This is a genomic window from Streptomyces rubrogriseus (assembly GCF_027947575.1).
Taxonomy (GTDB): Bacteria; Actinomycetota; Actinomycetes; order Streptomycetales; family Streptomycetaceae; genus Streptomyces; species Streptomyces rubrogriseus.
Genome location: NZ_CP116256.1, coordinates 7,861,370 through 7,873,725, shown reverse-complemented (window position 1 = coordinate 7,873,725; position 12,356 = coordinate 7,861,370). Strand labels below are relative to the sequence as shown.

The following is a 12,356-nucleotide window of genomic DNA, read 5'->3' as shown; positions in this document are numbered from 1 at the left end:
GGCTCAACTCCGTTCAACTCACCGGGAACGCCACGTCGCACACCGGGTCCTCGGGACCCGCGGCCTCCCAGTCGGCGAAGTACACCTCGCGGCACGGCCCCGCCACCGTCAGGCCCTGCGCGGCGATCCACTCCTCCACCGCCCCGAAGGCGGCCAGGATCTGCGGATACGCCACCTGGGCCTTGGTGATCCGGGTGTAGGCCAGCCGCCCGGCCGGCTCCACCCGCACCCGCGTCTGCCACGCCCGCCCCCGCTCCTCGCTCCACGCCCGCGCCGCCGCCGCGTCGGCGACCGGCACGCAGGACTCGGCCGGGCCGTCGCTCTCCATCGACACGTCCGAGTGGTAGACGACGTACGGCGCCGCCGTCACACCCCCGCAGCCCCGGGCAGCCTCCTCCAGGCGGCCCAGCGAGGCGCCGATCCAGGCCGGCAGCTCACTCGCCAGCGTGTGCCGGGTCTCGCTGATCACCACCTGCTCGGGCACGTCCACCGTCTCGACCACGAACTCTCCGTACACCTCGGAATCCCTTCCCGACAGTCGTCCACGGAGGTACGCGACGAGCGTGCGCTGACCGGCCACCCGGGCCTCCACGTCCGCCCAGTAGCCGTCGAGCAGACCGGCCGCCCGGTCGCCGTCCGCGCGGACCACCTCGGCGATCCGCGCGAGCGGCATGTCCAGCCGGCGCAGCAGGGCCACGAGCCGGGCGGATTCGGCCTGCCCGGCCCGGTAGTAGCGGTAGCCGGTCGCCTCGTCCACGTGGGCGGGCGCCAGCAGACCCAGCCGGTCGTACAGCCGCAGGGCCTTGGCCGACAGCCGGGCCCGCGCGGCGAACGCGCCGATGGTCAGCAACTCGTCGCCCACGTAGTCGTCCACGCCGTTGTCCACGTCGTCGTCCTCCGTCGCCGGGCGGCTGTTCCGCCCGACGCCGGAGAGACTCGGCCTTGCCCCAGGGGCAAGGTCAACCGGCGAGGCGTTCCTCGACGGCCGCCACGACCTCGGCCGCCTCCGGCTCGGTCTGCGGCGAGAAGCGGGCGGCGACCTTGCCGTCCCGCCCGATCAGGAACTTCTCGAAGTTCCAGCGGATGTCCCCGCTGTGGCCCTCCGCGTCCGCGAAGCCGGTCAGCCGGTCGTACAGCGGATGCCGCCCCTCGCCGTTGACCTCGGCCTTCTCGGTCATCGGGAAGGTGACCCCGTAGGTCGCCGAGCAGAACTCGGCGATCTCGTCGGCGCTGCCCGGCTCCTGGCCCATGAACTGGTTGCAGGGCACGCCCAGCACGGTGAACCCCTGCTCCGCGTACCGCTCGTGCAGCCGCTCCAGGCCGGCGTACTGCGGGGTGAGCCCGCACTTGGAGGCCACGTTGACCACCAGCACGACCCGGCCGGCGTACTGCGAGAGGTCCGCGGCCCCGCCCTGGAGGGCGCCGATCTCGACGTCGAGGGGAAGGCTGTCGTTGTCGTCGTTCCGCGTGTTCGGTGCGCTAGTCATGCACCGGATGCTAGTTGGGCGCGCCGGCGCGCCCCTCGCTGCCCGCCTCGACGAGGACCTCCCCGGCCGGTGTCCGTGAGTACAGCACCGAGCGGCCCGCGCGGCGGCGCTCCACCAGCCCCGCGTCGAGCAGCACCCGCAGGTGCCGTCCGACCGACCCGAGGCCCTGCCCGGTCACGCCGACCAGCTGGCTGGTGCTCATGGGGGTGCCGAGCAGCGTCAGCACGCCCGCGCGGGCCGGGCCGAGCAGCGCGCCGAGGGCGGCGGGCACGCGCCGGGCGCCGTCGTCCGCGAGGGCGCCCGCGCACGGGTAGACCATCGCGTACCGTTCCGGTTCCTCCCAGGCCACCCAGCCGTGCCGCTGCGCGGTGATCGGCACGAGGAGCAGCTCGGCCCCGGACAGCTCGCGCGGCGGGTACGGGTTCAGGTTGATCTGGAGCCGGTTGTCGCCCAGCCAGCGGGTGCCGGGTCGCAGGGCGTCCAGCACCGTGGCCCAGCCGCCCCGGCTCACCTGCGCGGTCCGTGCGACGACGTCCGCCTCCAGCACCCGGCGGCGCCGGTCCCAGTCCGGCCGTACCGCCTCGGCCCAGACCTGCTCGAGGAGCGCGGCGGCCCGCTCCGGCAGGTCGTCGCGGTCCAGGGCCGCCGGGAGCGTCCCGCCCAGGGAGACGGCCAGGTCGGCGCGTGCCACCTCGGGGCGGGCCGCCCGGATCCGCGCGACGCCGTCCGCGAAGCTCTGGCCCTCGACCGGGGTGGGGGTGAGGAAGTCGGCGTTCCACTCCCGGCCCAGGCCGGAGGCGACCAGCAGTGCGGTCACCGGGTCGGCCGCCATCCGGCGCAGATGGGCGGGCCGGTGGGTGTCGAGCCAGGCCCGCTCACCGGGATGCCCGGCGATCCCCGCGTGCAGCAGCTTCAGACAGGCGAGGGTCTCGTCGAGCGGGGACACGACGAAACGGCCGCGCGCGAGGGTGTCGGCGTTGATCTCCCACCAGCCCATCCGCCCGTCCCCTCGTGACCTTTCGCGTCCGCGCGAAACAATAACGGCCGGTCTCCCGCCCACCCCACACTCCCCGCATGCCGGACACACCCCGCACGACCTACGCGGCCCTCTTCCGCACCCCCGGGTTCAGCCCCCTCTTCCTCTCCTCCGCCGCCAACATCGCCGCCCAGACGGTGAGCGGGCTCGCGCTCGGCACCCTGGTGTTCCGGGCGACGGAATCACCACTGCTCTCCGCGGTCAGCATGTTCGGCCCGGCGCTCGCCCAGGTGCTGGGCGCCACCTTCTTCCTCTCCGGCGCCGACCGGCTGCCGCCCCGCGCGACGCTGGCGGGCCTCTCGCTCTCCTTCGCCGCCGCCACCGCGGCCCTCGCGCTGCCCGGCCTGCCGGTGTGGGCGATGCTCCTCATCGTGCTCGTCGAGGGGCTGATCGCCTCGCTCGGCGGCGGCGTCCGCTGGGGTCTGCTGACCGAGATCCTCGCCAAGGACGGCTATCTGACCGGGCGTTCGCTCTTCAACATGATGAGCGGCCTCATGCAGATCGCCGGATACGCGACCGGCGGCGTCCTGGTGGCCCTGCTGTCGCCGCGCCTGTGCCTGCTGCTCGCGGCCGGTCTGTACGGCACGTCGGCCGCCCTCGCCCTGCGGCTGACCCGCCGTCCGCCCCGGATCTCCGGCCGCCCCTCCGTCCGGGCCACGTGGCGGGCCAACTCCCTGCTCTGGTCGGCCCGTCCGCGCCGCCACGTGTACCTGGCCCTGTGGGTTCCCAACGGCCTCGTCGTGGGCTGCGAGTCGCTGTTCGTCTCCTACGACCCGCGCGCCGCGGGCACCCTGTTCGCCTGCGGGGCGCTGGGCATGCTCGCCGGGGACCTGACGGTCGGCCGGCTGCTGCCCGCCCGGCTGCGCCCGCGGCTCGGCATCCCGCTCCTGGCGCTGCTGGCCGCCCCGTACCTCGTCCTCTTCCTGCGTCCGCCGCTGCCGTTGACGGCCGTACTGGTCGGCCTGGCGTCGGTGGGCTTCGGCGCGAGCCTGGTGCAGCAGGAGCGCCTGGTCGCCCTGACCCCCGACGAACTCTCCGGGCACGCCCTCGGACTGCACTCCGCCGGGATGCTCACCATGCAGGGCCTGGCCGCGGTCCTGGCGGGCACGGTGGCCCAGTTCACCTCACCGGCGACGGCCATGTCCGTGATGGCGCTCGCCTCGCTCACGGTGACGCTCACGCTGACCGCGGCGAGCCGGCGGGGCGCGCCCGACGGGGGACTGCTGCCGACCCGGGCGGCGGTACGGTCCGCGTGACGTGCGGTCGGCGTGACGTGCGGTCGGCGTGACGTGCGGTCCGGCGGGCGCGGCTCGGCCTCGATTGGGTTAAGGACCGTCCGGAAACTCCTGCGCGCACCCTCCCTTGCCTAGGGTGAGAGGCTGGGGAGGGCGCCTGAGGACAGGGAGAGGCGGCTCTTGAGCGCTGCGACACCGGAGTAGTCATGACCGTGAAGAAGTCGCCGTCCGGTCCGGTGGTGCTTTCCTGGATGCCCGTCGCCGCCATGGCCGTGGTCGCCGTCGTGGACCTCACGATGGGCCCCGGGGTGGGCCTGCTGCCGCTGGTGTCGCTGGGACCGGCGTTCGGCTCACTGGTCGGCGGCTGGCGGCGCACCGCGGTGATCGGACTGGCCGCGCTGCTGCTCTGCGTCGGCCTCGGCATGTACAACGGGCTCTTCGACCGCCCCCGCGGCTACACCGCCATGCTGTCGGTGGCCGGTGTGACCGGCGTCGGCATCGCGGCGGCCGTGATGCGCTCGCGCCGCGAGGCGGAACTGGCCAGCGTCCGCTCGATCGCGGAAGCGGCCCAGCGGGTCCTGCTGCGCCCGGTGCCGCTGACCGCGGGCCCGCTGCACGCGGCCGTCTCCTACACCTCGGCGGTCGCCGAGGCCCGGATCGGCGGCGACCTGTACGAGGTGGTGGCCTCGCCGCACGGTGTCCGGGTGATCGTGGGCGACGTCCAGGGCAAGGGGCTGGCCGCGGTGGAGACCGCCGCCCGGGTCCTCGGCGCCTTCCGGGAGGCGGCGTACGACGAGGAGGACCTGGTCGAACTCGGCGAACGGCTCGAACGCAGCGTCGCCCGGGAGCTGGAGGACGAGAAGTTCGTCACCGCGATCCTCGCCGAGATCGGCCACGACCACCGGGTCGTCCTCCTGAACTACGGCCACCCGGCACCGCTGCTCGTCCACGGCGACGGCACCGCCGACTTCCCGGAGCCGCCCGCGTACGCCCTGCCGCTGGGCCTGGCCGCGCACGGCGGCCCCGGCCCCGACCCCTTCCCGGTGCCCTTCCGCCCCGGCGACCAACTGCTCCTCTACACCGACGGCGTCACCGAGGCCCGCGACGAGCGGGGCGGCTTCTACCCGCTCGCCGAACGCGCCCACCTCCTGAAGGACCCGGACATCCACCGCGCCCTGGACGCCCTGCGCGAGGACCTGGTCCGGCACGCGGCGGGGCCCCACCACGACGACGCGGCGATGCTGCTCCTGCGCTACCAGGGCGGGACCGGCGCCGCGCCGAGCACCCCGGCGTGACGGAGTGCCGGAGCAACGCGGTGACCGAGCAACGCGGTGACCGAGCAACGCGGTGACGGCACTCAGGCGTGCCGCGCCCCCGCCGACGCCATCCCGAGCCAGGTGTGCGGGTTGCCCTCCCAGCACCAGCCGAGCTTCGGGGCGCGCTTGCTGATCCACAGCGCCGGTACCCGGCGGTCACCGCACCGTGAACCGCCCAGCGAGAAGCACTTGTTCTTGACCAGGACCTCCGGCACGTGGGTCAGCAGGGCGATGCCCTCCTCGACGGTGAGCGGTGTGCGGCCCCGCTCCGCGACGGTGGCCAGCGCGTCGCCCGGCACGACCCCGCAGAACTCCTCCCCCCGCTCGACGTCGAACAGCAGGTGGACGCCGTCCCGCCCGGGCGGCCGGGTCGTACCGGTGGCGACGAACCGTTCCAGGGAGCCCGGTTCGAAGCTGCGGTCGACGAATCCCGGCAGCCGGCCGCCGCGCAGCGTGGTCAACGGCATGGTCCCCTCGACGGGGGCGAGTTCGCGTCCGACGACCAGGACGAAGGGCACCCGGCCGGTCGCGGCGGGCTCGTACGCCGAGTACGCGGCCCGGTCCGTGCGGGCCACGGCCTCGGCGCGCAGCGGCGCCACCAGTTCGGCGAACTGCTCCGGGGTACGGCCGGACAGCGCCGGGTAGCCGAGCGCGACGAGGGTGCGGACCTGCCGGTCGAACTCGGCGGCGGCGTCGGGGGCGGGGGCGGGGGAGTGCGTCGAGTCGGTCAAACGAGTGTGTCCTTCCGGTGCGGGTGCGGGTGCGGGTGCGGGTGCGGGTGCATGTGCGCGTGGTGCTGGGTGCATGTGCGCGGGTGCGGGTGGGCGAGGTGCGGTCAGGCCGGGACCTGGATCCTGGCCAGGGAGCCGGTTTCCAGGGCGCACCACAGGGCGCCGCCGTGCACGGCGATGCCGTGCGGTTCGCAGTCGGTACGGGAGAGCGGGTACGAGGTGACGCGGCCGTCGACGGTGATCCGGCCGACCCGGCCGCTGCCCCACTCGGTGAACCACAGCGCGCCGTCGGGCCCCGCCGTGACCGCGTGCGGCCGGGCCGCGGGGTCGGGCAGCGGGTACTCGGTGAGGTCGCCGGTCACGGTGATCCGGCCGATCCGCCCGGCCCCGATCTCGGTGAACCACAGGGCGCCGTCGGGCCCCGCGGCGATGCCCACCGGCGCGGCGCCCGGCGTCGGCAGCGGGTAGGCGGTGCCGTGGCCGTCGGGGGTCAGCCGTCCGATGGCGTTGCCCTGGTTGAGCGTGCACCACAGGGCGCCGTCCGGCCCGGTCGTGAGGGCGGACGGGAAGGCGCCGGGCGCCGGATGCTCGGTGACCTCGCCGTCCATGGTGACGCGGCCGACGCGGTCGGCCGAGGAGAGCGTGAACCACATGGCGCCGTCCGGACCCGCGGTGATCCCGAACGGCCCGCCCTCGGGAGTGAGGGGCGCGAAGGACGCGTAGTGGCCCTCGGGGGTGATCCGGCCGATGCGGTGCGCCCGGTACTCGGTGAACCACAGGGCGCCGTCGGGCCCCGGCGCGATCACGGTCGGCCCGTCGCCGACCGGATGGACGGTGACCCGCCCGTCGTCCGGGTCCCTGCGAGCGACGGCGCCCCGGTGGACCAGGGTGAACCACAGGGCGCCGTCCGGTCCCTCGGCGAGCGCGTAGGGGCCGGCGTCCGCGTCGCTCACGGTGAACTCGCGTACGGAGTCGGTGTCGTAGCTCTCGTTGAATTCGTTCATCGAGAATAATTTTACTCAGAGGCTACTCTGTCAGTCAACATAAAAATACTACCGAGGTAAGATTCACCCATGGATCCGAACACCACCACGGCCGCGCCGGGCCTGCGCGAGATCAAGAAGCGCGAGACGCGGCAGCTGATCTCCGACCACGCCACCAGGCTCTTCGTCGAGCGCGGCTTCGAGCACACGACGATCGCGGAGATCGCGGACGCCGCCCGGGTCGCCAAGAAGACCGTGACGAACTACTTCCCGCGCAAGGAGGACCTCGCCCTGGACCACCAGGACGAGTTCGTCGCCGCCCTGGCCGCCACCGTGACGGCACGCGGGGCCGGCCAGACCCCGCTGACGGCGCTGCGCCACGCCTTCCTGGCGGCCGTGGCGGCCCAGGACCCGGTCGCGGGCTTCGCCGGCCAGGCCTTCACCCGCATGATCGCCGACAGCCCCACCCTCACCGCGTGCCTGCGCGGCCTGCACGACCGGCGGGAGGAGGCGCTGACCGCGGCCCTGGCCGGCACCACGGACACCCCGCCCGACGACATCACCCCGCGCACGGCCGCGGCTCTGCTGGGCGGGGTCCACCGCGTCCTGTTCAACCGCATCCAGGAACTGACCCTGGCGGGGCGCGCCGACCCGGAGATCGCCGAGGTGCTGGCGCGGGAGGCGCCCCGCGCCTTCGACCTGCTGACACCGGCCCTCGCGGAGTACGGGCGCCGCCCCTAGACAGGCGACGCCCGGCCCCGGGTTCCCGCGCCCGGAGCGCGCGGATGCGGGGGCACCGGCGCGAGCGCAGACTGGCCGGGTGAGCGGATCACCCCCGAAGCGGGACCGGAGCATGCCCGGTGCCGGTCGCCGGGCCACCTCCCAGTCGCTGGCCCTCGCCGCCATGATGTTCGCGGTGGCGATGACGTTCATCGACCAGACGATCGTCTCGATCGCGGCCCCCGACATCGTCTCCGAACTGGGCCTGTCGGCCTCGGGCATGCAGTGGGTGATCAACGCCTACCTGCTGGCCCTCGCCGCCTTCTTCGCCCTGGGCGGATGTCTGGCGGACCTGTGGGGCCCCCGACGCGTGGTCGTGCTCGGCACCCTGGTCTTCGTCGTCTCCTCGGTCCTGTGCGGCTGCGTGCCCTCCGGCGACTACGCGCTGACCTGGCTGATCGTCTTCCGCGCCACCCAGGGCCTGGGCGCCGCGCTGCTCTTCCCGGCCGCGCTCGCCGTGGTCGTCGCCGTGTTCCCGGTGGAGCGCCGGGGCCGCGCGCTCGCCCTGTTCTTCGGCCTCACCGGCGCCCTGACCGCCGTGGGCCCGCTGCTCGGCGGCTGGCTGACCGCGTGGACCTGGCGGGCGATCTTCTGGGTCAACGTCCCCGTGGCGATCGCGGCGCTGGTCCTGACGGCGCTGGCCGGCATCCCCGACCGCCGGCGCGGGGAGCCACTGGACGTGCGGGGCGCGCTGCTGATCGTCGCCGGCATGGGCCTGAGCGTGCTCGGCTTCCAGCAGTCGGCGGCCTGGGGCTGGGACAACGCGGCGACCTGGGTCTGCATCGCGGGCGGCCTCGCCGTCCTCTACGTCTTCTGCCGCCGTGAACTGCGCACCCGTCACCCCCTGGTCAACCTCGCGGTCTTCCGCGACCGCGCCTTCACGGTGGACGCGCTGGTGCTCTTCTTCGCCATGCTGGCGTTCGTCCCGCTGTTCTTCTTCGCCTCGGTCTACGCCCAGGTCTCGCTCAGCGCCTCGCCCAACCAGGCCGCCCTGTACCTGCTGTACGTCTTCGCGGGGTTCGCCATCGCCTCCCAGTGGGGCGGCCGCATCCTCGACAAGCGGGGCGCCCGCCCGGCGCTGCGGATCGGCTGCGCGCTGGGCGCCGTCGGCTTCGCGCTGTGGGCCGGCAAGCTCACCGACCTGTCCATGCACGACCAGTGGCCCTACGCCGCGCTCGCCGGCGCGGGCATCGGCTTCGTCCTCGCCCCCGCGTCGACGGACGCCGTCAACCGCTCGATCGACTCCTCCTACGGCGAGGTCACCGGCATCACCCAGACCGTCCGCAACTACGCCGCCAGCGTCGGCCTGGCCGTCTTCGGCACCATGCTGACGCACAGCATGACCGACCGGGTCGAGGAGACCCTCCGGGCGCGCGGCGTGCCGCCGGAAGGGCGGCACGCCATGGCCCGGGACGTCACGGAGGCGATCACCGGCAACGCGGACGCTCGCACCCCGACGGGCGACGGCCCGGCCGAGACGGCCATGCGGGACGCGATGCCCGCCGTCCGCCTGGACTTCGCCGAGGCCAACCAGTGGGTCTTCTACGGCATGGCCGTCGCCCTCGCGATCGGCTACTTCTGCGCCCTGCGGCACCCGGGCGGCCGCCCGGCCGACGTGAACGCGGCGCCGGGAGGGCCCGGTTCACCCGCCCCGACCACCGGCGCCCCGGTCACCGGCTCCCACGGCGACGGGAGTTGAGGCGGGCCGCCTGGCGGGTCAGGTGGTCGCGCTCGGCGAGCGCGGGTGCCTCGTGGGCCGCCTCGGCGTACAGCCGCGCGGCCGTGTCCAGGTCGCCGTCGCGCTCGTGCAGGTACGCCGCCACCGCGGTGTGGCGGGGCAGCGTGTAGTCCAGCGCCGCGAGCGCCGCCAGTCCGGCACGCGGTCCGTCGGCCTCCCCGACGGCGACCGCGCGGTTGAGCCGGACGACGGGGTTGTCGGTCAGGCGTGCCAGCTCGTCGTACCACTCCACGATCTGCGGCCAGTCGGTCTCCCCGGCCGTGGGCGCGTCGGCGTGCAGGGCGGCGATCGCGGCCTGGGCCTGGAACTCGCCCAGCCGGTCCCGGGCGAGCGCCGCCTGAAGGATCCGCACGCCCTCCGCGATCGACGCGGTGTCCCACCGGCCGCGGTCCTGTTCGGCGAGCGGCACCAGACTCCCGTCGGGCGCGGTCCGGGCGGCCCGCCGGGCGTGGTGGAGCAGCATCAGCGCCAGCAGCCCGGCCACCTCCGGGTGGTCGACCGAGGCCGCGAGCTGCCGGGTGAGCCGGACGGCCTCGGCGGCGAGGTCGACGTCGCCGGAGTAGCCCTCGTTGAAGACGAGGTAGAGGACGCGCAGCACGGTGGCGACGTCACCGGGCCGGTCGAACCGGACACCGGACACGGTGCGCTTGGCCCGGCTGATCCGCTGCGCCATGGTCGCCTCGGGCACCAGGTACGCCCGGGCGATCTGCCGGGTGGTCAGCCCGCCGACGGCGCGCAGCGTGAGCGCGACCGCGGAGGACGGCGTCAGGGACGGATGCGCGCACAGGAAGTAGAGCTGGAGCGTGTCGTCCACGTCCGGGGCCGGCCCGGGCGCCGGTTCCTCCTCGACGCGGTCCTCGCGCCGCCGGCGGGCGGTGTCGGCGCGGGCCGCGTCCAGGAAGCGCCGCCAGGCGACCGTGACCAGCCAGCCCTTCGGGTCCCGCGGGGGGTCGGCCGGCCACCCGCGGACCGCCTCGACCAGCGCGTCCTGGACCGCGTCCTCGGCCGCCGCGAAGTCGGCTCCGCGGCGGACGAGAACGGTGAGCACGCCGGGCGTGAGGCTCCTGATCAGGGCCTCGTCCATCGGCGGGGTCAGTCCGTGACGGTCGGGGAGGCGGTCAGGAACGGACGCAGCTCCAGCCACTCGTGGATCGGCTTCCCGCCCGCACCCGGGGCGGCGGACAGCTCCCCGGCCAGCTCGACGGCGCGCTCGTAGCTGTCGACGTCGATCACCATCCAGCCGGCGATGAGGTCCTTGGTCTCCGCGAACGGCCCGTCCGTGACCGGCGGCTTCCCCTCGCCGTCGTACCGGACCCACGTCCCCTCGGGGGCGAGCGCCTGCCCGTCGACGAACTCACCGCTCTTCTCGAGCCGGTCCGCGAAGTCCTGCATGTACTGCATGTGGGCCGAGATCTCCTCGGGCGTCCACTGGTCCATCGGCGCGCAGTTGACCGCTTCCGGGGCGCCTCGGTAGTGCTTGAGCAGCAGGTACTTGGCCATGATGGGTGGTCTCCTCGGTGCTGGTGCGGCCCATTGTGGCCGCCTTCACCCCTGGGACGGAGCGGGACGCGCGTTCTCGACACGGCGGGCGGGCCGGGCGGAGATTTTTTTACGAGACGTCCCTCAGGACCCCTTCCACGCCGTGCAGGAAGGTCTCGCAGACCAGCTCGGGGTCGAAGAGGCACCCGGCCGCCATCGCACCGTCCCGGAGCATGACGAGGTGCCGCCCGGCGGCGACGCCGTCACCGTCCCCGACCTGCGCGAGCAGCTCCGTGACGGTGTCCAGGAACCACTGCCGGTGGGCCAGCACGGCCCGGTGCACGGGGTGGGCCGGGTCCGGGTACTCGGCCACGGCGTTGAGGAAGGCGCAGCCGCGGAACCCGGGGGACCGGATCCCGTCCGCGATGGACCGCGCGACGGCCCGGACCTGCCCGTCGGCGGCCGGACTGCTGTCCCTGGCCGCGGTCACCTGCGCCCGGATGCCCCGGTCGGCCTGGTCGAGGTAGGCGAGGATGAGGTCTTCCTTGCCCGAGAAGTGCCGGTACAGCGTGGCGCGGGTGACCTGCGCCTCCGCGGTGATCCGGTCGATGCCGACGGAGTGGATGCCCTCGGCGTAGAAGATCCTCGTGGCGGTGCCGAGCAGCCGGGCTCGCGCTTCGGAGGGGGTGCGGGCGGCGGCTTCCGTGCTCGGGCTCATGGGTCCACCGTATCAAGGTGGCGAGGTAGAACGTTCGGTCTTGACAGGGGAGGGCGGGAAGCCGTTGACTGCGTGACGGGACGAACAAGACCGAACGTTCTACCTCATCGTTCTGCCTCATCGTTCTGCCTCGTCGTTCTGCCTCGTCGTTCTGCCTCGTCGTTCTGTCTCATCGGTCCACCTCATCGGATGCTCCGCTCCGTTTCCCCCTCCCACCCGCCGTACCGAAAGGCACTCACCGTGGACACCGTCGTCGTCGCACCGCCCGCCAGCGTCCCCGTCACGCTCCGGAAGCTGTACTTCCTCCGCTTCGCGTTCGCCGCCGTGTGGGCCGCCCTGGTCTTCGCCACCGCCGACGCACTGGGCCCGCTGAGCACGGCACTGCTGCTGGTCTACCCGCTGTTCGACGTGGCGGCCGCGGTCGTCGACGTCCGGTCGGCGAGGGCGAACGGCGGCCCAGCCGCGCCCCTCTACGCGAACATCGCGATCAGCTCCCTGACCGTCCTCGCCCTCGCCCTCGCCGCCACCTCGGGCATCCCGGCCGTCCTGCGGGTCTGGGGCGCGTGGGCGGTCACCGCGGGAATCGTCCAGCTCGTCGCGGGCGCCGTCCGCCGCCGACTGGGCGGGCAGTGGCCGATGATCGTCAGCGGCGCCGTCTCCACGCTCGCCGGGCTCTCGTTCGTCACGCAGGCCGGCGCCGAGGACCCCTCGCTGAGCAGCCTCGCGGGCTACGCCTTCCTCGGCGGCGTCTTCTTCCTGGTCTCCGCCCTCCGCCTGGGACGCGGGGGAAGCGCTCCGGCCTGAGGGCACCTCGGCGGCGAAACGGCTTGTCCGGCACGCTCCCGCCCCGGGA

13 protein-coding genes are annotated in these 12,356 nt (G+C 74.1%); 5 read left to right on the top strand and 8 right to left on the bottom strand.

Annotated features, from left to right (window positions below):
* Positions 1 to 13 precede the first annotated feature (13 nt).
* The 3 genes from Sru02f_RS35470 to Sru02f_RS35460 all read right to left on the bottom strand — a co-directional run bounded on the left by Sru02f_RS35470 (position 14) and on the right by Sru02f_RS35460 (position 2,484).
* Positions 14 to 886, bottom strand: coding sequence for a MerR family transcriptional regulator (locus Sru02f_RS35470; RefSeq protein ID WP_109035525.1), 873 nt, complete (start codon positions 884 to 886; stop codon positions 14 to 16).
* Between the two features lie 73 nt (positions 887 to 959).
* Positions 960 to 1,487, bottom strand: coding sequence for a glutathione peroxidase (locus tag Sru02f_RS35465; RefSeq protein WP_109035527.1), 528 nt, complete (start codon positions 1,485 to 1,487; stop codon positions 960 to 962).
* A 10-nt stretch (positions 1,488 to 1,497) separates the two neighbouring features.
* Positions 1,498 to 2,484, bottom strand: a complete 987-nt coding sequence (locus Sru02f_RS35460; protein WP_109035529.1) for an ArsR/SmtB family transcription factor — start codon at positions 2,482 to 2,484, stop codon at positions 1,498 to 1,500.
* A gap of 77 nt (positions 2,485 to 2,561) precedes the next feature.
* Here Sru02f_RS35460 and Sru02f_RS35455 point away from each other — a divergent pair, with 77 nt between their 5' ends.
* Positions 2,562 to 3,779: an MFS transporter gene (locus Sru02f_RS35455; RefSeq protein ID WP_109035531.1), complete on the top strand. Its 1,218-nt coding sequence runs from the start codon at positions 2,562 to 2,564 to the stop codon at positions 3,777 to 3,779.
* A gap of 185 nt (positions 3,780 to 3,964) precedes the next feature.
* The gene (locus Sru02f_RS35450) at positions 3,965 to 5,053 is read left to right on the top strand and encodes a PP2C family protein-serine/threonine phosphatase (RefSeq protein ID WP_109035534.1); all 1,089 of its coding nucleotides are present in this window, start codon (positions 3,965 to 3,967) and stop codon (positions 5,051 to 5,053) included.
* A 62-nt stretch (positions 5,054 to 5,115) separates the two neighbouring features.
* Here Sru02f_RS35450 and Sru02f_RS35445 read toward each other — a convergent pair whose 3' ends face one another.
* Positions 5,116 to 5,805: a DUF5701 family protein gene (locus Sru02f_RS35445; RefSeq protein WP_109035537.1), complete on the bottom strand. Its 690-nt coding sequence runs from the start codon at positions 5,803 to 5,805 to the stop codon at positions 5,116 to 5,118.
* A 104-nt stretch (positions 5,806 to 5,909) separates the two neighbouring features.
* The gene (locus tag Sru02f_RS35440) at positions 5,910 to 6,809 is read right to left on the bottom strand and encodes a Vgb family protein (RefSeq protein ID WP_109035539.1); all 900 of its coding nucleotides are present in this window, start codon (positions 6,807 to 6,809) and stop codon (positions 5,910 to 5,912) included.
* Between the two features lie 69 nt (positions 6,810 to 6,878).
* On the opposite strand from Sru02f_RS35440, the gene Sru02f_RS35435 reads away from it, so the two are divergent.
* A complete protein-coding gene (locus Sru02f_RS35435) occupies positions 6,879 to 7,529 on the top strand; it encodes a TetR/AcrR family transcriptional regulator (RefSeq protein ID WP_109035541.1) in 651 nt (216 codons plus the stop codon).
* Between the two features lie 112 nt (positions 7,530 to 7,641).
* Positions 7,642 to 9,267 (top strand): MFS transporter, encoded by a 1,626-nt coding sequence (locus Sru02f_RS35430; RefSeq protein WP_109035543.1) that lies wholly within the window; start codon positions 7,642 to 7,644, stop codon positions 9,265 to 9,267.
* Here the strand turns inward: Sru02f_RS35430 and Sru02f_RS35425 are convergent.
* The 3 genes from Sru02f_RS35425 to Sru02f_RS35415 all read right to left on the bottom strand — a co-directional run bounded on the left by Sru02f_RS35425 (position 9,239) and on the right by Sru02f_RS35415 (position 11,503).
* Positions 9,239 to 10,390 carry an RNA polymerase sigma factor gene (locus Sru02f_RS35425; protein WP_109035545.1) on the bottom strand — a complete coding sequence of 384 codons (1,152 nt, stop codon included), beginning with the start codon at positions 10,388 to 10,390 and terminating at the stop codon, positions 9,239 to 9,241. The genes Sru02f_RS35430 and Sru02f_RS35425 overlap by 29 nt on opposite strands.
* Positions 10,391 to 10,398: 8 nt before the next feature.
* Positions 10,399 to 10,806: a YciI family protein gene (locus Sru02f_RS35420; RefSeq protein ID WP_109035547.1), complete on the bottom strand. Its 408-nt coding sequence runs from the start codon at positions 10,804 to 10,806 to the stop codon at positions 10,399 to 10,401.
* Positions 10,807 to 10,915: 109 nt separating this feature from the next.
* Entirely contained in the window at positions 10,916 to 11,503 is a 588-nt protein-coding gene (locus tag Sru02f_RS35415) for a TetR/AcrR family transcriptional regulator (RefSeq protein WP_109035549.1), read from the bottom strand.
* A 240-nt stretch (positions 11,504 to 11,743) separates the two neighbouring features.
* On the opposite strand from Sru02f_RS35415, the gene Sru02f_RS35410 reads away from it, so the two are divergent.
* Positions 11,744 to 12,307: a hypothetical protein gene (locus Sru02f_RS35410; RefSeq protein WP_109035551.1), complete on the top strand. Its 564-nt coding sequence runs from the start codon at positions 11,744 to 11,746 to the stop codon at positions 12,305 to 12,307.
* Positions 12,308 to 12,356 lie beyond the last annotated feature (49 nt).